Genomic DNA, 18,225 nt, shown 5'->3' on the forward strand with positions numbered 1-18,225 from the left:
ATCCGCGTTCTGGGCATTGAGACGAGTTGCGACGAGACCGCCGCCAGCGTGGTGACGCTGGAAGGCGATTCCGTGCCGGTGATTGCGTCCAACATCGTGCTCAGCCAGATCGAGGAGCACGCCGCCTTCGGCGGCGTCGTGCCGGAGATCGCCGCGCGCGCCCATGTCGAGGCGCTGGACGGCATTGTCGAGGCCGCTCTTGCGGATTCGGGCGTAGCCCTGGCCGACATCGACGCCATTGCCGCCACTGGCGGCCCCGGCCTGGTCGGCGGGCTGATCGTCGGCCTGATGACGGCCAAGGCGATTGCAGCGGCCGCCGGCAAGCCGCTGATCGCCATCAACCATCTCGAAGGCCACGCACTGACCGCAAGGCTGACCGACGGGCTCGACTTTCCCTATTTGCTGCTGCTGGTTTCCGGCGGCCACACCCAGATCGTCGCCGTGCGCGGCGTTGGCGACTACCAGCGCTGGGCGACGACCATCGACGACGCGCTCGGCGAAGCTTTCGACAAGACGGCCAAAATGCTCGGCCTGCCCTATCCCGGCGGCCCGAACGTCGAAAAGGCGGCAATGTCGGGCGATGCGACGCGCTTTGCCTTTCCGCGGCCGATGAGGGGCTCGGCGCAGCCCGATTTCTCCTTCTCCGGCCTCAAGACCGCCGTGCGCCAGGCGGCGACCGCCATCCAGCCGCTAAGCGAGCAGGATGTCGCCGACATCTGCGCCTCGTTCCAGGCGGCGGTAGCCGACGCACTTGGCGACCGCGTGGCCCGCGCGCTGGCCCGCTTCCGTGACGAATTTCCGGACAAGGCCGAGCCGGCGCTGGTCGTTGCCGGTGGCGTCGCCGCCAACAGAGCGATCAAGGCGACGCTGCAGAAGCAGTGCGCCGAGGCCGGCTTCGCCTTTGTCGCGCCGCCGCTGAAGCTTTGCACCGACAATGCGGCGATGATCGCCTGGGCCGGGATCGAGCGGTTGCGGGCAGGCTTGTCGCAAGAGAACGGCTTCGATTTCGTGCCGCGTTCGCGCTGGCCGCTGGACAGCATTTCGGCCCCGATGGTCGGCTCCGGCCGGCGCGGAGCAAAAGCATGAGCGCCGGCAACACAAGCGGCAGGGACAGAACCGGCTGGCGCGTCGCCGTGCTCGGCGGCGGCGCCTGGGGCACGGCGCTAGCGCTGGCGATGCTGCGCGCCGGTCACGATGTCCGGCTCTACGCCCGCGACGAAGAGACGGTTTCCGCGATCCGCCGCGGCGAGAACCCGCGTTATCTCCCCGGCATCGCCATTGAAACAGGCATTGCGGCGACGAGCGATATCGGCACGGCCCTGACCGATGCCGATTGCGCGCTGGCCGTGGCGCCGGCGCAGGCGCTGCGCGCCATGCTGACGACGGCAAAGCCCCATATGCCGAAAGGCATCCCGCTGGTTCTCTGCGCCAAAGGCATCGAGCGCGACACCGGCGCGCTGCTGTCGGCGATCGTTGGTGAGATTCTGCCCGAAACTCCGGTTTCGGCCCTGTCCGGTCCGAGCTTTGCCGCCGACGTCGCCAGGGGTCTGCCGACCGCTGTCGTGGTTGCTGCACGCGACGACGCCTTGGCGGCCGAGCTTGCCTCGCGCTTTTCGGCGCAGAATCTGCGCTGCTATTCCAGCGACGATTTGATCGGCGTCGAGATCGGCGGCGCTTTGAAGAATGTGTTCGCCATTGCCGCTGGCGCCGTCACCGGCGCTGGGCTCGGCGCCAGCGCGCAGGCCGCCATGGTGACACGCGGCTTCGTCGAACTGCGCCGCATCGGCGCGTCCTTCGGCGCCAAGCCGGAGACGCTGATGGGGCTTTCCGGCCTCGGCGACCTTTTGCTCACCTGCTCTTCGGCCCAGTCGCGCAATTTCGCCTATGGGCTGGCGCTGGGGCAAGGTAAGCCCTTGTCCGGACTGCCGCTCGCCGAAGGCGTGCCGACGGCGGCGATCGCCGCCCGCATCGCCACCGAGCGCCACATCGACGCGCCGATCATCGCTGCGGTGTCGGCGATACTGGACGGCACGATCACCATTCGGCAGGCTGTGTCCGCGCTGATGACGCGACCCCTGAAAACCGAAACCGACATCTGATCCCCAAACAAACCGGAGTTTAACATGCTGTTTGCGTTGATTTGCAAGGACAAGCCGGGCAGCCTGCAGGTGCGGGTCGATACGCGGCCGGTCCATGTCGCCTTTCTCGAACGCCTGAACGCCGACAACAAACTGGCCTTTGCCGGCGCGTTCCTCGACGCCGAGGGCAAGCCCAATGGCAGCCTCGTCGTCGTGGAAGCGCCCGACCTCGCCGGTGCGCAGGCGCTGTCGGCTGCCGACCCCTATGCCAAGGCCGGGCTGTTCGAAAGTGTCGAAATCCGCCAGTGGAACTGGACCTTCAACAAGCCGGCGGCTAGTTAGTTCCGGCGGCGCCTAGAGCGATCCCAGGAAAAATTGTGTAACGGTTTCCCGTCCGGAATTGCGCAAAAAATAGTAGTTGGAGCAAAGACATGAACTACTGGCTGTTCAAATCCGAACCTTCGGTCTTCTCCTTCGAGGCGCTGAAGGCCAAGGGCAAGGCCGGCACGCAGTGGGACGGCGTGCGCAACTATGCAGCGCGCAACAACATGAAGGCGATGCAGATCGGCGATCTCGGCTTCTTCTATCACTCCAATGAAGGGCTGAACGTCGTCGGCATTGCCGAGGTCTGCGGGCTTGCCCACCCCGACAGCACCACCGACGATCCGCGCTGGGAATGCGTCGACATCCGCGCCTTCAAGGACGTGCCGAACCCGCCGACGCTGGAGCAGGTCAAGGCCAATCCGAAGCTTGCCGAGATGGCGCTGGTGCGGCTTGGACGGCTTTCCGTACAGCCGGTGACGCCGGCCGAATGGAAGGAAGTCTGCCGCATGGGCGGCCTGACGCCGGCTCCGTGACGGTCCTCACGCCGAACAGCGCGAAAAAGTTCATTCTCGACAACACGGCGCTTATGTCGCCGCCGCATGTGCCGGAGATTGTCCTCAATCTTGCCGACGAAGCGCATGACCTCTGGCAGCGCACGGAGAACGAGCTGATCGAAATCGGCCTGCCGCCGCCGTTTTGGGCCTTTGCCTGGGCCGGCGGTCAGGGCCTTGCCCGCTACGTGCTGGACAATCCGTCGGATGTGCGGGGCAAACGCGTGCTCGACTTCGCCTCCGGCTCCGGCCTTGTCGCCATCGCCGCCGCCAAGGCGGGTGCGGCGCACGTGATCGCCGCCGACATCGACCCGTTCTGCGAAACGGCGATCCGCCTCAACGCAGAGGCCAATGGCGTTGCCATAGACTTTTGCGGCACGGACTGCATCGGCACCGACGCGGGCTGGGACGTGGTGCTGGCCGGCGACGTCTTCTACGACAAATCCTTCGCCGACACGCTGATGCCGTGGTTTTCGACACTGAAGGCGCGCGGCGCTGACATCCTCGTCGGCGATCCGGGCCGCTCCTACATGCCGAAGGCGGGACTGGAGCCGCTCGCCGTCTACGAAGTGGCGGTGACGCGGGCGCTGGAGGACGCCCTGGTCAAGCGCACCACGGTGTGGCGCTTCGCTTGACGGCATTGCCGAACAGGCGTTCCATCGCGCATTTTGAAGAATACGCATGTTGTTATCCCAGAACCGCCAGGCTTTGGGCGGCATGCTTGAGGGGAGGACTTTATGGATTTTTCAGTGGTGAACTGGCTGGCGGTGGTTGTCGCGGCCGTCGCGGCGTGGCTGTTTGGCGCGGTCTGGTACACGGCCCTCAGCAGGCCTTGGATAAGGGCGGCCAGGATCGATCCGTCAACGTCAAAGAAATCGATATTGCCCTTCATCATCTCCTTCATCGCCGAGCTGATCATGGCGCTGGTCTTAGCCTTGGTCGTCGGCGCGATGACCGGCGGCGAGCCGGTCCTTGTCGCAGGGCTGGTCTTCGGCTTCGTCCTCTGGCTGGGTTTCGTCGCCACGACGCTGACGGCCAACCATCGCTATGAGAATTTCGGCTGGGACCTGACCCTGATCGACGGCGGCCACTGGCTCGGCGTGCTGTTGCTCATCGGCGCGGTGATCGGCTGGTTCGGGGCGCCGGTCGCCGGCTGAGGCCTGCTGAAGTCGTCAGGTCTGCGTCCTGGCGACTTCGTCGAGGATCCATTCACGGAAAGCGATGATGCGCGGATCGTTGGCAGTGCTCTCGGGATAGACCAGGAAGTAGCCGAACTCCGGCCCCACGCGCAGACCGAGTTCAAAGGGCTGCACCAGCCTTCCCTGGGAAAGGTCGTTTGCCACCATGGCGAACTCGGCGAGCGCCACGGCATTGCCGTCGAGCGCCGCCTGCACGGCATCGGTAGAGGTTCCAAACACGATAGTCCGACTGTCGTCGAAATCGTTGATGCCGGCCGCCGCCATCCACATGCGCCAGTTCGGCCATGTCACGCCTTGGCGCGACCATTCGATATGGGCAAGCGTGTGGTTGAAGAGGTCGCGCGGTTCGCGCAGCGGCGGGCCGGAGGTCAGCAGGCTCGGGCTGCACACCGGAATGAGGATGTTGTCGAACAGGCGATGGGCGCGAAGCCCCGGATACTTGCCAACCCCGAACCGGATGCCGACATCGACGTCGTCGAGTTCGAAATCGCGCACTTCGTAGCCGATGTCGAACCTCAGCTCGATACTGGGCTGAAGTTTGCGAAAATCGTCGACGCGCCGCATCAGCCATTTTGACGCGAACTGCGCGTCGAGCGTCACCTTCAGCAATGCCGTGCCGCGCGTCAGCTTGCGCGCCCGCGACACCGCCCGGTTGAGCAGGTCGAGCGCATCGATCGAGGCCTCGAACAGCACCGTACCTGCCTCGGTCAACCGGATGGTACGACTGGTTCGCGTGAACAGCACCAGCCCGAGCTGATCCTCGATTTCCTTGATCTGGTGGCTGACCGCCGCCGGCGTCAGCCCGAGCTCGTCGGCAGCGCGGGTGAAATTGAGGTGGCGGGCGGCGGCTTCCAGAGTCCTCAGCGCGCGCGTTCCGGGCAACAGACGGGACATCACCGTATCCTCAAATAAAACTTGGCGATCCGAAAAGAACTACTCGTTTCTCGCATGGATTTCAATGCGGCATGATGCATCCATCGAAACACCATCAAGCCGGATTTGATATCCGGCGGAACACGGAGCGCATCATGTCCATCTTCGTTTTGAACCCGCCAGCAGCTCGCTCGAACTGGTTGCATGCCGTAACGGACTGGCTTCGCCAGGCGAAAGTCGCCATCAACCTGCCGCGCCAGGACGTGGAGGATCTGTCGGATCGCCAGTTGCGCGACGTCGGCGCGCAGCGCAAGGACGTGACGCGGGCCGTGGACCGGGAAATCGGCCGGCTTGGATTGCTGGACACTGGGTGGCAGAAGCCGAGAAGGCGTTAGGCAATGGTGAGTAGTGAGTAGTGAAGGATTGAAACGACGCCGACACTATCCTACCCTACTCCCTACTCCCTACTCCCTACTCCCTACTCCCTACTCCCTACTCCCTACTCCCTACTCCCTACTCCCTACTCCCTACTCCCTACTCCCTACCTCACCACCCTCACCACCGTCCGGTCCGACACCAGCGGCAACAGCCGCGCCATTGTCCGCGCTGTCACCGCCACGCAGCCTTGCGTCGGTGTGAAGCCTGGGCGCGCCAGATGGAAGAAGATGGCGCTGCCGCGGCCGCGCCGGCGCGGCGCCATGTTCCAGTCCAGCACAAGGCAGGCGTCATAGAGGCGGTCGTCGCGCCGCATTCGCTCATGGCTGGCGCCATAGGGGATTTTCACCGGCCGGTTGTAGTTGCGGTCGTCCGGCACCTCGCACCAGCCGAGATCGGCGCCGATCGGCGCCATCGCCAGCCGGGTTTTGCGGCCGGCCGCGAAATGATCGCCCCGAAAATATCCTGACAAAATCCGCATCTCGCCAAGCGGCGTCGCACCGTCGCCTTCGCGCTTGTTGGCCGAGATGCCGCCGCGTCCGAGCGCACAGGCAAACACCTTGCTGCCGGCCTGCAATATCCCCTGGCTGGGGTTGCCCGGCCTCGCCCGAACCACCAGCACACGCAGCCTTTTCGGCAAAATTGCGCCGGCTGCATTGCGATCGCGTTTTTTCTTGTATGATCGTGTCACGGAACAAATCACTGTGATCGGACTGTTGCGCCGGTCAGCTTCCGCATAAATGGGGGGCGGTCAACTGAAAATTCTTTTCAAAACAATGGATTGATCCATGACATCACGTACCATTCTGATCGTTGACGATGATGACGACCTGCGCGGAACCCTCGTCGAGCAACTGGCCCTTTACGAAGAATTCGACGTCTTGCAGGAAGCGACCGCCGCCAAAGGCGTCGCCGCGGCGCGCGGCGGGCTCATCGACCTGCTCATCATGGACGTCGGGCTGCCCGACATGGATGGCCGCGAGGCGGTGAAGATCCTGCGCAAGGGCGGCTACAAGGCGCCGATCATCATGCTGACCGGCCACGATACCGATTCCGACACAATTCTGGGCCTCGAGGCCGGCGCCAACGACTATGTCACCAAGCCGTTCCGCTTCGCCGTGCTGCTCGCCCGCATACGCGCACAACTGCGCCAGCACGAGCAGAGCGAAGACGCCACCTTTTCGGTCGGGCCCTACACGTTCAAGCCCAGCCAGAAGCTTCTGATCGACCAGCGCGGCGGCAAGGTGCGGCTGACCGAGAAGGAAGCCTCGATCATCAAATATCTCTATCGAGCCGACCAGAAGGTGGTGACGCGCGACGTCCTGCTCGAGGAAGTGTGGGGCTACAATTCCGGCGTCACAACGCACACGCTCGAAACTCACGTCTACCGGCTGCGCCAGAAGATCGAGCGCGATCCTTCCAATGCTGAAATTCTTGTGACAGAAAGCGGCGGCTACAAGCTGGTTCCTTAAACTTTTCATTGTTCAATAAGCGGTCGGGGCGGGACTGTTTCGGGGAGGATCCGGCTGGGGGAGCCTGGATCGGCCCGCTGCGCAGATTGAAGTGTTAGAGCGTCCTTTGCGCGTTCAATTGGACACGCGGCGCTCTAAGGGAGGGATTGGACTGACCGTTCGGGGACGCAGCTAGAGATGGCGCTGGATGACGACATCCGCATCCTGTCCGCCGTGAAGCTCTTTGAGGGTTTCACGCAGGAACAGCTGCGCCTGCTCGCCTTCGGCGCCGAAGCCACCCATCTGCAGGCCGACCGCAAGCTGTACCGCGAGGATGACGAAGCCGACTCGGCCTATATCGTGGTCAGTGGCCGCATCGTGCTCTACCGGGAGCAGGATGGCGACCGCATCCCGATCGGCACCGCCGGCCCCGGCACGATCCTCAGCGAACTGGCGCTGATCGCCGACTCAAGACGGCTGACCAGCGCCTCGGCCGAGACCGATTCGGAAGTGATAAGGTTGAGCCGCAAGATGTTTCGCCGCATCCTGGAGGAATATCCCGAGGTGGCGGTGAAACTGCACCAGCGCATCCTCGATGATTTCCAGGCCATGATCGCCCGCATCGCGAAGCTGGCGCCAAGGTTTGGCGGGTAGGTCCCCGCGACCGCGCTCACGCTTGGGTGTGTCGAGATTCAGGTCAGGCCGAGTCGAAAATGGCTGATACCGAGAACCGGAGCGGAGCGTACTCAAAGTACGCGAGCACCGGAAGCGCAGGTATCGGCCATTTGCAGGCCGGCCTCACCTGAATATCGGCCCGCCTAATCCAGGTCGAACCGCGCAATCACCGGCACATGGTCCGAGGGCCGCTCCCAGCCACGCGCCTCTCGCAGGATCTCATAGCCGGCAAAGCTCGGCACCAGGTTCGGTGACGACCAGACATGGTCGAGCCGGCGGCCGCGGTTCGAGGCTTCCCAGTCCCGCGCGCGATAGCTCCACCAGGTGTAGAGCTTCTGCTCTGGCGGCACGTCGAGCCGCATCAGGTCGACCCAGTCGCCGGCGATCCGCATCGCGTCGAAATTTTGCGTCTCGACCGGCGTGTGGCTGACGACGTTGAGCAATTGCTTGTGCGACCAGACATCGTGCTCCTGCGGAGCGATGTTGAGGTCGCCGACCAGGATCGAGGCCGACACCTCGTCATGCGCGGCGCGGATGGCGTTCATCTCGGCAACGAAATCGAGCTTGTGGCGGAACTTGCGGTTGATCTCCGGATCGGGCTCGTCGCCGCCGGCCGGCACGTAGAAATTGTGGACCAGGATTGCCTTGCCGCCGGCCTGCACCTTGACCGACAGATGCCGGCTGTCATCGATCTCGCAGAAGCGCCGTTTCTCGACAATCTCGATCGGCCGCCGCGCCACCGTCGCAACGCCGTGATAGCCCTTCTGGCCATGGAATGCGATGTGCTCGTAGCCGGCCTTGCGGAACGCCTTTTCCGGAAACAGCTCGTCGGGAACCTTCGTCTCCTGCAGGCAAAGCACATCGGGCGCCTGCTCCGTCAGCAGCCGCTCGACGATCGGCATGCGCAGGCGCACGGAGTTGATGTTCCAGGTGGCGATGGAGAAGGGCATGCGGCGGTCCGAACAAGGTCGCCGATCTACTGCCAGCCTAGCGCCACAAACACAAGCCAGCCTTTGCGGGCGGCGGCTCTGATTCAGATCAGGCCGAGTCGAATGGCGGTCTCCGAGAACCGGAGCGGAGCGTACTTAAACCACGTGAGCACCGGAAGCGCAGGAGATCGCCATTGGCAGGCCGGCCTCACCGCATCTAGCGCTGGTTGGTGTTCAGCTCGCGGTTCGCCGCATAGTCGATGGCAAAGGTGTCCGCAGGGAAGCTGACGCCTTCCTTGGTGTTGTAGATCATCACCGTGGTGTCCTTGCCCTGCGCGTCGGTGATGGTCCACTGGCGCAGATCATAGGATTTCGGATCGAACATCATAGTGATCTTCGAATTGCCGAACACCGACTTGTCGGCAAGCTGGATGGTGGTGAGGTCGCTCTCTTCCTTGATCGATTTCACGCGGCCCCCCGAGAGGTCGATCTTGGTGTCGAGCAACAGCTTCAGCGGCGTCTTCGACAACGGATAGAGATCGGACGTTTTCAGCCGCTTGTTGAGGATGACCACCGACTTGCCGTCGGAAATCACCCGGAAATTCGACTTGCCGTCATAGTTGAAGCGAATCTTGCCTGGCCGCTCAAGGAAGAACTTGCCGCCGGTCTGCTGGTTGTTGGGGCCGAACTGGACGAACTCGCCGCTCATCGATTTGACCGAGGAGAAATGGTCGGCGATCTTTTGCGCCGTCGGCGGCACCGCCGCCTGCGCCGAGGCCAGGAGCTGGAACCCCGGCACGACGTTGATGGCCGCGGCGCCGGCAAGCATCAGGCCAAGGCCGAGCAACTGGCGACGGTTTGGAGCGAAATCGCTGATCGCGGAAAGATCGTTTTTCATGCCGGTCACTCTCGTGTGGTGTGTGTCTCGTTGCAGTCCGTGGACCCCCAGTTAGACTTAAGTTTGGCGGGCCGGACAGCGCTCAGTCGCTGTAACGCGCCAAAAGGTTCAAGGTTGCCGCCGGGCCGTATCGGCTGATCAGAACTTGTCGTCCTCGGTCGGCACCAGGATTTCGCGTTTGCCGGCATGGTTGGCCGGGCCGACAATGCCTTCCTTCTCCATCTTCTCGATGATCGAGGCGGCGCGGTTGTAGCCGATGCCGAGCCGGCGCTGGATATAGCTGGTCGACGCCTTGCCGTCGCGCAGCACGACCGAGACCGCCTGGTCGTAGGGATCGTCGGAATCCTCGAAATTGCTGTTGCCGCCACCACCAGCGCCGCCCCTGCCCGACGGCTCGTCATCGTCCTCGCCGTCATCCTCGGTGATGGCGTCGAGATATTCGGGCACGCCCTGCAGCTTCAGATGGGCGACGATCTTCTCGACCTCGTCGTCGGCGACGAACGGGCCGTGCACGCGCTGGATGCGGCCGCCGCCGGCCATGTACAGCATGTCGCCCATGCCGAGCAGCTGCTCGGCGCCCTGCTCGCCCAGAATGGTGCGGCTGTCGATCTTCGACGTCACCTGAAAGGAGATACGGGTCGGGAAATTGGCCTTGATGGTGCCGGTGATGACGTCGACCGACGGACGCTGCGTCGCCATGATTACATGGATGCCGGCCGCGCGCGCCATCTGTGCCAGGCGCTGCACCGCGCCTTCGATGTCCTTGCCGGCTACCATCATCAAATCGGCCATCTCGTCGATGATGACGACGATGTAGGGCATCGGCTCAAGATCGAGGTTCTCGGTCTCGTAGATCGCCTCGCCGGTCTGGCGGTCGAAGCCGGTCTGCACGGTGCGCGAGATTTTTTCGCCCTTCTTTTCAGCCAACTGCACGCGCGCGTTGAAGCCGTCGATGTTGCGCACCCCGACCTTGGACATCTTGCGGTAGCGGTCCTCCATCTCGCGCACCGTCCACTTCAACGCCACCACGGCCTTCTTCGGGTCGGTGACCACCGGCGTCAGAAGGTGCGGGATGCCGTCATAGACGGAAAGTTCGAGCATCTTCGGGTCGATCATGATCAGCCGGCAGTCCTGCGGCGTCAGCTTGTAGAGCAGCGACAGGATCATGGTGTTGATGGCGACGGACTTGCCGGAGCCGGTGGTGCCTGCGACCAGCACATGCGGCATCTTGGCGATGTCGACGATCACCGCCTCGCCATTGATGGTCTTGCCCAGCGCCAGCGCCAGCTTGGACTTGGTCGTCTCGAAATCGCGGCTGGCCAGGATCTCCCGGAGATAGACGGTCTCGCGCTTGGCATTCGGCAATTCGATGCCGATGGCGTTGCGGCCGGGCACCACGGCGACGCGGCAGGCAATCGCGCTCATCGAGCGGGCGATGTCGTCGGACAGGCCGATGACGCGCGACGATTTGATGCCGGGCGCCGGTTCCAGTTCATAGAGCGTGACGACGGGGCCGGGCCGTACCGCGATAATCTCGCCCTTGACGCCGAAATCCTCCAGAACGCCTTCGAGCAGGCGCGCATTCTGCTCCAGCGCGTCCTTGGACAGGCTGGCGTCGCGCACCACGTTCTTCGGCTCCGACAGGAAATGCAGCGACGGCATTTCGAATGTTTCCGAGCCGATCAGCGAGGTCTGCGCCTCGCGCTGGACGCGCGCGCCGGGAGCGGGACGCGGCGCAGGTGCGGCGACGCGGGTCGCCGCATCTGACCGGAAGTTCTGCACCTTGGCGTTCGGCGCGGCACGGCGCTGGACCGGCTCGTCGTCGAGTTCGACCTCCTCGTCGCCATTGTCGAAACCGGCATCGAGGACGTCGTCATCGTCCGGATCGACGGAAACGCTGCGGTCATTGACCATGGCGGCGAAGAATTCCGGCTCGACGCGGGCGCGGCCATCCGGGCTCATCCGCGCTTCGGCGAATTCCGCCGATTCGACCCGTTCGGCGGCGCGGCGCCATGCGGTGGAGCGCTGCTCCATCTCCGGCTCGAACTCGTCGCGCTCCTGCTGGCGGCGCACAGCCCGGCGATGCATCCAGGCGCGGAAAGACAGCCACCAGTGGGTAACGGCGCCGAGCGCCAGTATCCCCTCGTCGCCCTCATCCTCGTCTTCGTCGAAGAGCAGGTCGTCCTCTCGGGGATCGGGCTCCGCGGTGCGCTCCATGACGGCAAAGCCGTTCTTGCGCGCAATCAGCGCCGAGCCATAGGCAAACAGCCACAGCGCCGGCGCAATGAGCACCATGGCAATGATGCTGGCAACGATGCCGGTCGGGTAGCCGCCAATGACCAGGCCCGGAATATTGAGCACCATGTCGCCGAACACGCCACCGAGGCCGGTCGGCAACGGCCACGTCTTGGGCGGCACCACGCAGCCGGCCATCGCCGCCGCGAGCAGCGCGAAGCCGAACCAGGCAAGGCCGCGCTTCGGCAGCCTGTCGACGCCGCGCGCCGAAAACAGAAGAAAGCCCCAGATCACCGCCGGCACCAGGGCGGCAACCGCGGCAAGGCCGAAGAACTGCATGGCGAGGTCGGAGAATACCGCGCCCGCATAGCCCATGGCGTTGGTGACGATGTTGTCGGTGGCGTGCGAGAAGCTGGGATCGGCGACGTTCCAGGTCGCCAGCGCCGCGACGCCAAAGGCGACCAGCGCAAACAGGCCGGCGCCGACCAGCCGCCCGACCTGGCGCCGCGCGAATGCCTGGATGCCGTGCCCCGTATCGGTTAGCGCGAGCGGTGCTGAAGCCCCTGAACGCATGCTTCGTTCCCCGTCTGTCATGGACTGGCCGGGCGCATGACGCACTCCGGCAGATTCGGATGTCAGACTATCGGGGGGAAGTTAAGGCCGCATTAACTATACGGCAGCCGGAGCCACGATCTTGCTCACTCCACTGTAGGCAGTCTCAACAGTTCAGAACCAATCCGGTCGACGTCTCCCCGCCGGCGGCCCTCACTAGAACGTGATTGCGCAGGGACCGAGGCCTGCCAGCACGGTTGCCAAAAAGAGAGGCCCGGAATGACCCGGGCCTCAAAGCGTGAACTCCTTTCGGGAGCGTCACGACGGGATGGGAGAATGCGGGGCGGCCGAGCCGCCCCGCAAGGCTTACGAGTGGTAGGCCGCTTCGCCATGCGAAGTCAGGTCGAGGCCTTCGCGCTCGGCGTCGGCTGTCGGACGCAGACCGATGATCAAGTCGACGACCTTGTAGAGGATTGCGCTGCCGATGCCCGACCACAGCAGAGTTACCAGGACGCCTTTGCCCTGCGCCAGGAGCTGCGTGGCCGTGCCGGCATAGCCGGCGGCGAAGTCGGCCGTCGAATAGTCGACGATGCCGGCGCCGCCGAGGGCGGGATTGACCAGAATGCCAGTGCCGAGCGCACCGATGATGCCACCGACGCAGTGGACGCCGAAGACATCGAGGCTGTCATCATAGTCGAACGTGTTCTTCACCACCGAGACGAAGAAGTAGCAGACGAAGGTGGCGACGATGCCAAGCACGATAGCGCCCATCGGGCCGGCAAAACCTGCAGCCGGCGTAATCGCGACGAGGCCGGTGACCGCGCCCGAAACAGCGCCGAGCATGGAGGCTTTGCCGCGCAGCAGCGATTCAAGCACGATCCAGGCCACTGCCGCCGCCGCCGTGGCGACGAAGGTGTTGATCATCGCCAGCACCGCATAGGCGTTCGCTTCGAGGTTCGAACCGGCGTTGAAGCCGAACCAGCCGACCCACAGCAATGAAGCGCCGACCATGGTCAGCGTCATCGAGTGCGGCGCCATGATGTCCTTCTTGTAGCCGATGCGCTTGCCGATCATCAGCGCGCCGACGAGACCGGCAATGCCCGCATTGATGTGAACGACCGTGCCGCCGGCGAAGTCGATGGCGCCGAAGCTGAAGATCAGGCCGGACGGGTCGGCATAGGCGCTCGGGCCGCCCCAGAACCAGACCATGTGCGCGATCGGGAAGTAGATTAACGTCACCCATAGGATAACGAAAAGGATCAAGGCGGAGAATTTGACGCGTTCGGCGAATGCGCCGACGATCAGGGCGGGCGTGATGCAGGCGAAGGTCATCTGGAAGACGACGAACACCAGTTCAGGAATGGCGACGCCCTTGCTGAAGGTTTCCGAAAGCGTCGATACGTTGACGCCGGAGAGAAACATCTTCGAAAGGCCGCCGACGAAGGCGTTGCCCGGGGTGAAGGCGAGGCTGTAGCCGTAGAAGACCCAGATGATCATGACCACGCTGGTGATGGTGAAGACCTGCATCAGCACCGACAGCATGTTCTTGGTACGAACCAGGCCGCCGTAGAAAAGCGCAAGGCCGGGAATGGTCATCAACAGCACCAGCACGGTGGAAATCATCATCCACGTGGTGTCGCCCTTGTCGACAGTAAAAGCCGGCGCTGCTGGCGCTGCCGCCGCGACGGCGGGAGCCGCCTCCTGCGCGAAGGCAGCAACCGTGCCCAATGCTCCGAGCGCTAAGGAGCCCAGCAGCGCGGAGCGTGCCACTGACTTCAAGGTGGAAGGTATATTCATTGAACTCTCCATTGGAATACGTGTTCGCCGCTCAAAGTGCGTCGGTGTCTGTTTCGCCGGTACGGATGCGCACCGCCTGATCGATGCCGAAGACGAAGATCTTGCCGTCGCCGATCTGGCCGGTCTTGGCCGCCGCCGTGATGGCTTCGACGGCCTTGTCGACCAGGTCTGTGCTGACCGCGACTTCGATCTTGATTTTCGGCAGGAAACTGACCGCGTATTCCGCCCCGCGATAGATTTCCGTGTGTCCCTTCTGACGCCCGTAGCCTTTGACTTCGGTGACGGTCAGGCCCTGGATGCCGACGGCGGTGAGCGCTTCGCGCACCTCGTCGAGCTTGAACGGCTTGATGATTGCCATCACGATTTTCATAAGGTTTCACCCTTTGCTGTTGCGGTCCCCCGCGTTTGCACACCTTCACCGATCCCAAAAAGCCCGGAGAGTGCCCAACAGGATTCAAGCTCCGTGCCAGTTGCCGAAGCAGGGTGTTAACTCATTGTAAATAAACGGATTGCTCGAGTCCCGGCGGCACGGTGCGCACTGTCAACGGACAGTCACTGATTAAAAAGTAGGCAATTTTTCGAAAATGCCTATTCGGCAGGCGGCCGTTTCAGCCGGATCAGGCCTTCCTGGGCAACCGAGGCGATCAGCGTGCCGTCGCGGGCAAACAGCGAGCCGCGGGTGAAGCCGCGCGACCCCTGCGTCGAGGGGCTGTCCTGCGTGTATAGGATCCAGTCATCGAGCGGATGGCTGCGATGGAACCACATCGCATGGTCGAGGCTCGCCGCCTGGATGTCGCGGTCGAAAATGGCGCGGCCGTGCGCAAAGGTCGAGGTGTCGAGCAGCGTCATGTCGGAGAGGTAGGCAAGCACCGCCGCCTGGATGCCGCGGTCGGCCGGCACCGGGCCGGTGGTGCGGATCCAGATGTTCTGCTGCGGCTCCAGCTTTTCGCGGCTGGTGTAATGCTTCAGCATCACCGGCTTCATCTCAATCGGCCGGTCACGCTCCCAATAGCGCTTGATGCCGTCCGGCACCGCCTCGCCGAACTTGCCCAGCAATTCGCGCTGCGACAACAGGCTGTCGGGCGGCGGCACGTCGCGCGGCATCGGCAGCTGATGCTCAAGGCCAACCTCATCCTGCTGGAACGAGGCTTCCAGCGAAAAGATCGCCTGGCCGTGCTGGATCGCCACCACGCGCCGCGTGGTGAAGGAGCCGCCATCGCGGATGCGGTCGACCTCGTAGACGATCGGCACCTTGGTGTCGCCGGGCCGCATGAAATAGCCGTGCAGCGAATGCACGTGGCGCTCGGGCTCGACGGTGCGCTGCGCGGCGACCAGCGCCTGGGCAATGGTCTGGCCGCCGAAAACGCGCTGCCAGTCGAGCTTGGGGCTGCGACCACGGTACAGATTGTGTTCCAGCTGCTCGAGGTCGAGAATGCTGAGAAGCTCGTCCATGGCCGCCGTCATGCTTCGTGACCTCGCCGTAAGATGCTATGGCGGTTTCCGACAGGAATGGCGGGCAGTCAAGGCCGGAATGCCCCAGTGGGCGGGGATGGTCGAGACTTCGAAAGGAATTGACATGGCGAACCGCAACACGGACGCAAAAAACCCGCTCGACGTGCTGGTCGCTGGCGCCGGCTATGTCGGCCTCGCCGCCGCCGTGTCGCTGAAACAGGCGCGGCCGGGCCTCGCCGTGGCGGTCGTTGATGCTGCCCCCGCCGGCGTCTGGCAGAAGGACCGCCGCGCCTCGGCGATCGCCGCCGCCGCCTGCCGCATGCTCGACCAGCTCGGCGTCTGGCAGGAAATCGTCGGGCAATCGCAGGCGATCACCGAGATGATCGTCACCGATTCGCGCACCGCCGATCCGGTGCGTCCGGTGTTTCTCACCTTCGATGGCGAGGTCGCGCCGGGCGAACCGTTCGCCCACATGGTCACCAACAAGGACCTGAACGGCGCCTTGCGCCGCCGCGCGCAAAAGCTCGGCATCGACATCATCGAAGGTGTCGCGGTCGCATCGTTCGACGGCAATGGCGCCGGCATCACCGTGCATCTGGCCGACGGCGCGGCGATTAAGGCGCGGCTGCTGGTCGCCGCCGACGGCGTCAATTCCAAATTGCGCGACATGGCCGGCATCAAGACGGTGAAATGGGAATATGGCCAGTCCGGCATCGTCTGCACGGTGGCGCATGAGCGCCCGCACAATGGCCGCGCCGAAGAGCATTTTCTGCCGGCCGGCCCGTTTGCAACGCTGCCGCTCAAGCCCACCGAGGACGGCACCAACCGTTCGTCGCTGGTCTGGGTCGAACGTTCCGAGGATGCCGAGAAGCTGGTCTCGGGCGACGACCTCGTCTTCGAGCAGGAGCTTGAAATGCGCTTCGGCCTGAAGCTCGGCGAAATCCGCGTCACCGACAAGCCGCGCGCCTGGCCGCTCGGCCTGACCATCGCGCGCGCCTTCGTCGCCCCGCGCGTAGCACTTGCCGGCGACGCCGCGCACGGCATCCACCCGATCGCCGGCCAGGGCCTCAATCTCGGCTTCAAGGATGTGGCGGCCCTTGCCGAAGTGGTGGTCGAGGCCGATCGCTTGGGACAGGATATCGGCGCGCTCGACGTGCTCGAGCGCTACCAGCAATGGCGCCGCTTCGACACGGTGCAGATGGGCGTCACCACAGATGTGCTGAACCGGCTGTTTTCCAACGACATCGGTCCGCTGCGCCAGCTCCGCGACATAGGCCTCGGCCTTGTCGAACGGATGCCCAGGCTGAAGGAGTTCTTCATCCGCCAGGCGTCGGGGTTGTCCAACGGCACACCACGGCTGCTCAAGGGTGAGGCGATTTAGGCCGGGAATGAGTGCCGCTTTGTCATAGACGCGGCTCGGCTCCTGACATCAGCCGCGCAATGTTGGCGCGGTGGCGCACGATCACGTAGATGCCGCCGGCGATGACCAGCAACCGGTAGGGCAATGGTTGTCCCATGCCGCCGACGAGGGCGATCGCGGTGAGCGCCGCCAGCATCGAACTCAGGGACACAATTCGGGAAACTGCCAACACCACGGCAAATGCCGTCGCCGCGCCTAGGCCCACAGGCCAGGACATCGCCAACAAAACACCCAACCCCGTCGCAGCCGATTTGCCGCCGGTGAAATTCAGCCAGATCGAACGGCTATGCCCAAGCAAAACAGCGAGTCCGGCCAGGCATACAATCCAAGGAGCCCAAACGGGCATATCAGATATTGCCGACGGCGGCGTTGCGGAGGACCAGAAACAAAACCAACGGGCAAAGATGACCGCTGCCGCCCCTTTCAGCACGTCCACCAGAAGCACCACCAATGCTGGCCATTTCCCGAGTGTGCGCAATACATTTGTCGCACCGGTGGACTTGGAGCCGTGCTCCCGGATATCGATGCCCTTAAGCAGTTTCCCCGCCAGATAGCCGGCAGGCGTAGAGCCGATAAGGTAAGCGGCAGCCGATCCTACCACGCTCGCTATCCAGAATGACATGCGCCCGGGCTGTTTCTCAGTTGACCTCAAACCCCAGCTTCTGCCGCAGTCGCAGCATGCGTTGGTCGGCGACCTTGAAACTCTGCTCGCCGCTCTTGGCAACACGATCCAGCATCTGCAGCAGATCTTCGCGCTCATGCGGATCGAGGCGCTCGCGCAGGAAGGGCGCCAGCTTGTCGATGACGATCGTCGTGTCGTCGATCTGCGCCGCGGCCCATTTGGCGTAGACGACGGCTTCATCGGTCTTCTTCTGGTTGTCCGCAATCTGCGAGATCACCTCGCGGATGACCGTTTCGCGCTTCGGCAGGATCGGGCCGTGCTCCGCTGCCAGTGCGGTGATCAGCGTTGCCGCCGCCACCACCGGATCGTCGATCGCCGTCAGCGGCGACAGCGCCGCCTGCTTGCGCAGCTTCTTGCGCCTTATGTTGCCCTGGACGCGGCCGACGACGTCGGCGACCTCGCGCGCGGCTTCGTTCATGGCCTTCATGCGATACCACCAGAACGCCCCGGCTCCCAGCACGCCGAGAATAGCAATCAGGAAAGGCATGTCGAATTCCCCCGAAAATTGCGGCGACGATAGGAGAACTCCGGCGTTGCTTCAACACGCAAGAATTGTATCTGATGAGAAAACAGAGCTGGCCCCCTAATCATCCAGACGCCGAGATCGGACTCAGGTCGCTCGTCACGGGCACGAATGATGCAACCGCTTAGCGATAACGCCGACTTCGCGTCGA

The 18,225-nt window shown here is 63.8% G+C and carries 20 protein-coding genes; 10 read left to right on the plus strand and 10 right to left on the minus strand.

Going from position 1 to position 18,225, the window contains the following annotated elements:
• The 6 genes from tsaD to X728_RS150695 all read left to right on the plus strand — a co-directional run bounded on the left by tsaD (nt 1) and on the right by X728_RS150695 (nt 4,110).
• Nucleotides 1–1,086, plus strand: coding sequence for a tRNA (adenosine(37)-N6)-threonylcarbamoyltransferase complex transferase subunit TsaD (tsaD, locus tag X728_RS150720; protein WP_196813837.1), 1,086 nt, complete (start codon nt 1–3; stop codon nt 1,084–1,086).
• A complete protein-coding gene (locus X728_RS150715) occupies nt 1,083–2,099 on the plus strand; it encodes an NAD(P)H-dependent glycerol-3-phosphate dehydrogenase (RefSeq protein ID WP_023831846.1) in 1,017 nt (338 codons plus the stop codon). Before tsaD ends, X728_RS150715 begins: the two co-directional genes overlap by 4 nt.
• A 24-nt stretch (nt 2,100–2,123) precedes the next feature.
• Nucleotides 2,124–2,420 (plus strand): YciI-like protein, encoded by a 297-nt coding sequence (locus X728_RS150710; protein ID WP_023831847.1) that lies wholly within the window; start codon nt 2,124–2,126, stop codon nt 2,418–2,420.
• An 89-nt stretch (nt 2,421–2,509) separates the two neighbouring features.
• Entirely contained in the window at nt 2,510–2,935 is a 426-nt protein-coding gene (locus X728_RS150705; protein WP_023683904.1) for an EVE domain-containing protein, read from the plus strand.
• A complete protein-coding gene (locus X728_RS150700) occupies nt 2,890–3,588 on the plus strand; it encodes a methyltransferase (RefSeq protein WP_023702382.1) in 699 nt (232 codons plus the stop codon). Before X728_RS150705 ends, X728_RS150700 begins: the two co-directional genes overlap by 46 nt.
• Before the next feature lie 102 nt (nt 3,589–3,690).
• On the plus strand, nt 3,691–4,110 hold the full coding sequence (locus tag X728_RS150695) for a DUF1761 domain-containing protein (protein ID WP_023831848.1): 420 nt from the start codon (nt 3,691–3,693) through the stop codon (nt 4,108–4,110).
• A 15-nt stretch (nt 4,111–4,125) separates the two neighbouring features.
• Here X728_RS150695 and gcvA read toward each other — a convergent pair whose 3' ends face one another.
• The gene (gene gcvA / locus X728_RS150690; RefSeq protein WP_023683901.1) at nt 4,126–5,046 is read right to left on the minus strand and encodes a transcriptional regulator GcvA; all 921 of its coding nucleotides are present in this window, start codon (nt 5,044–5,046) and stop codon (nt 4,126–4,128) included.
• A gap of 134 nt (nt 5,047–5,180) precedes the next feature.
• Here gcvA and X728_RS150685 point away from each other — a divergent pair, with 134 nt between their 5' ends.
• Nucleotides 5,181–5,420 (plus strand): hypothetical protein, encoded by a 240-nt coding sequence (locus tag X728_RS150685; RefSeq protein WP_023831849.1) that lies wholly within the window; start codon nt 5,181–5,183, stop codon nt 5,418–5,420.
• 146 nt (nt 5,421–5,566) lie between these two features.
• Here X728_RS150685 and X728_RS150680 read toward each other — a convergent pair whose 3' ends face one another.
• On the minus strand, nt 5,567–6,103 hold the full coding sequence (locus X728_RS150680) for a L,D-transpeptidase (RefSeq protein ID WP_196815082.1): 537 nt from the start codon (nt 6,101–6,103) through the stop codon (nt 5,567–5,569).
• A 145-nt stretch (nt 6,104–6,248) separates the two neighbouring features.
• Here X728_RS150680 and X728_RS150675 point away from each other — a divergent pair, with 145 nt between their 5' ends.
• Together X728_RS150675 and X728_RS150670 are read left to right on the plus strand one after the other, a co-directional pair.
• On the plus strand, nt 6,249–6,932 hold the full coding sequence (locus X728_RS150675; protein ID WP_023670493.1) for a response regulator transcription factor: 684 nt from the start codon (nt 6,249–6,251) through the stop codon (nt 6,930–6,932).
• Nucleotides 6,933–7,109: 177 nt separating this feature from the next.
• The gene (locus X728_RS150670; RefSeq protein ID WP_023831851.1) at nt 7,110–7,565 is read left to right on the plus strand and encodes a cyclic nucleotide-binding domain-containing protein; all 456 of its coding nucleotides are present in this window, start codon (nt 7,110–7,112) and stop codon (nt 7,563–7,565) included.
• 164 nt (nt 7,566–7,729) lie between these two features.
• On the opposite strand, the gene xth is transcribed toward X728_RS150670, so the two are convergent.
• The 6 genes from xth to tesB form a co-directional block, all read right to left on the minus strand.
• The gene (gene xth, locus X728_RS150665) at nt 7,730–8,536 is read right to left on the minus strand and encodes an exodeoxyribonuclease III (protein ID WP_023670495.1); all 807 of its coding nucleotides are present in this window, start codon (nt 8,534–8,536) and stop codon (nt 7,730–7,732) included.
• Between the two features lie 196 nt (nt 8,537–8,732).
• The gene (locus X728_RS150660; RefSeq protein ID WP_023670496.1) at nt 8,733–9,413 is read right to left on the minus strand and encodes an outer membrane lipoprotein carrier protein LolA; all 681 of its coding nucleotides are present in this window, start codon (nt 9,411–9,413) and stop codon (nt 8,733–8,735) included.
• Between the two features lie 138 nt (nt 9,414–9,551).
• The gene (locus tag X728_RS150655) at nt 9,552–12,221 is read right to left on the minus strand and encodes a DNA translocase FtsK (protein WP_023831852.1); all 2,670 of its coding nucleotides are present in this window, start codon (nt 12,219–12,221) and stop codon (nt 9,552–9,554) included.
• A gap of 345 nt (nt 12,222–12,566) precedes the next feature.
• A complete protein-coding gene (locus tag X728_RS150650; RefSeq protein WP_023670498.1) occupies nt 12,567–13,997 on the minus strand; it encodes an ammonium transporter in 1,431 nt (476 codons plus the stop codon).
• Nucleotides 13,998–14,028: 31 nt separating this feature from the next.
• On the minus strand, nt 14,029–14,367 hold the full coding sequence (locus X728_RS150645) for a P-II family nitrogen regulator (RefSeq protein ID WP_023670499.1): 339 nt from the start codon (nt 14,365–14,367) through the stop codon (nt 14,029–14,031).
• A gap of 218 nt (nt 14,368–14,585) precedes the next feature.
• Nucleotides 14,586–15,461, minus strand: a complete 876-nt coding sequence (gene tesB / locus X728_RS150640; RefSeq protein WP_023687727.1) for an acyl-CoA thioesterase II — start codon at nt 15,459–15,461, stop codon at nt 14,586–14,588.
• Nucleotides 15,462–15,573: 112 nt separating this feature from the next.
• Between tesB and X728_RS150635 the strand changes: the two genes are divergently transcribed.
• Complete coding sequence (locus tag X728_RS150635; RefSeq protein WP_023826894.1) at nt 15,574–16,830, plus strand: ubiquinone biosynthesis hydroxylase; 1,257 nt, start codon at nt 15,574–15,576, stop codon at nt 16,828–16,830.
• Nucleotides 16,831–16,852: 22 nt separating this feature from the next.
• On the opposite strand, the gene plsY is transcribed toward X728_RS150635, so the two are convergent.
• Together plsY and X728_RS150630 are read right to left on the minus strand one after the other, a co-directional pair.
• Nucleotides 16,853–17,491 carry a glycerol-3-phosphate 1-O-acyltransferase PlsY gene (gene plsY / locus X728_RS0135310; RefSeq protein ID WP_031195597.1) on the minus strand — a complete coding sequence of 213 codons (639 nt, stop codon included), beginning with the start codon at nt 17,489–17,491 and terminating at the stop codon, nt 16,853–16,855.
• Between the two features lie 16 nt (nt 17,492–17,507).
• Nucleotides 17,508–18,038, minus strand: coding sequence for a hypothetical protein (locus X728_RS150630; protein ID WP_023670503.1), 531 nt, complete (start codon nt 18,036–18,038; stop codon nt 17,508–17,510).
• Nucleotides 18,039–18,225 lie beyond the last annotated feature (187 nt).

The sequence above is a fragment of the Mesorhizobium sp. L103C119B0 genome (assembly GCF_000502235.1).
Lineage (GTDB): Bacteria > Pseudomonadota > Alphaproteobacteria > Rhizobiales > Rhizobiaceae > Mesorhizobium.

Excerpts from the sequence above, each read along its gene's own strand:
- X728_RS150715 (WP_023831846.1), top strand. The coding sequence starts at position 1,083 with ATGAGCGCCGGCAACACAAGCGGCAGGGACAGAACCGGCTGGCGCGTC.
- X728_RS150710 (WP_023831847.1), top strand. The coding sequence starts at position 2,124 with ATGCTGTTTGCGTTGATTTGCAAGGACAAGCCGGGCAGCCTGCAGGTG.
- X728_RS150705 (WP_023683904.1), top strand. The coding sequence starts at position 2,510 with ATGAACTACTGGCTGTTCAAATCCGAACCTTCGGTCTTCTCCTTCGAG.
- X728_RS150700 (WP_023702382.1), top strand. The coding sequence starts at position 2,890 with ATGGAAGGAAGTCTGCCGCATGGGCGGCCTGACGCCGGCTCCGTGACG.
- X728_RS150695 (WP_023831848.1), top strand. The coding sequence starts at position 3,691 with ATGGATTTTTCAGTGGTGAACTGGCTGGCGGTGGTTGTCGCGGCCGTC.
- gcvA (WP_023683901.1), bottom strand. The coding sequence starts at position 5,046 with ATGTCCCGTCTGTTGCCCGGAACGCGCGCGCTGAGGACTCTGGAAGCC.
- X728_RS150685 (WP_023831849.1), top strand. The coding sequence starts at position 5,181 with ATGTCCATCTTCGTTTTGAACCCGCCAGCAGCTCGCTCGAACTGGTTG.
- X728_RS150675 (WP_023670493.1), top strand. The coding sequence starts at position 6,249 with ATGACATCACGTACCATTCTGATCGTTGACGATGATGACGACCTGCGC.
- X728_RS150670 (WP_023831851.1), top strand. The coding sequence starts at position 7,110 with ATGGCGCTGGATGACGACATCCGCATCCTGTCCGCCGTGAAGCTCTTT.
- xth (WP_023670495.1), bottom strand. The coding sequence starts at position 8,536 with ATGCCCTTCTCCATCGCCACCTGGAACATCAACTCCGTGCGCCTGCGC.
- X728_RS150660 (WP_023670496.1), bottom strand. The coding sequence starts at position 9,413 with ATGAAAAACGATCTTTCCGCGATCAGCGATTTCGCTCCAAACCGTCGC.
- X728_RS150655 (WP_023831852.1), bottom strand. The coding sequence starts at position 12,221 with ATGCGTTCAGGGGCTTCAGCACCGCTCGCGCTAACCGATACGGGGCAC.
- X728_RS150650 (WP_023670498.1), bottom strand. The coding sequence starts at position 13,997 with ATGAATATACCTTCCACCTTGAAGTCAGTGGCACGCTCCGCGCTGCTG.
- X728_RS150645 (WP_023670499.1), bottom strand. The coding sequence starts at position 14,367 with ATGAAAATCGTGATGGCAATCATCAAGCCGTTCAAGCTCGACGAGGTG.
- tesB (WP_023687727.1), bottom strand. The coding sequence starts at position 15,461 with ATGACGGCGGCCATGGACGAGCTTCTCAGCATTCTCGACCTCGAGCAG.
- X728_RS150635 (WP_023826894.1), top strand. The coding sequence starts at position 15,574 with ATGGCGAACCGCAACACGGACGCAAAAAACCCGCTCGACGTGCTGGTC.
- plsY (WP_031195597.1), bottom strand. The coding sequence starts at position 17,491 with ATGTCATTCTGGATAGCGAGCGTGGTAGGATCGGCTGCCGCTTACCTT.
- X728_RS150630 (WP_023670503.1), bottom strand. The coding sequence starts at position 18,038 with ATGCCTTTCCTGATTGCTATTCTCGGCGTGCTGGGAGCCGGGGCGTTC.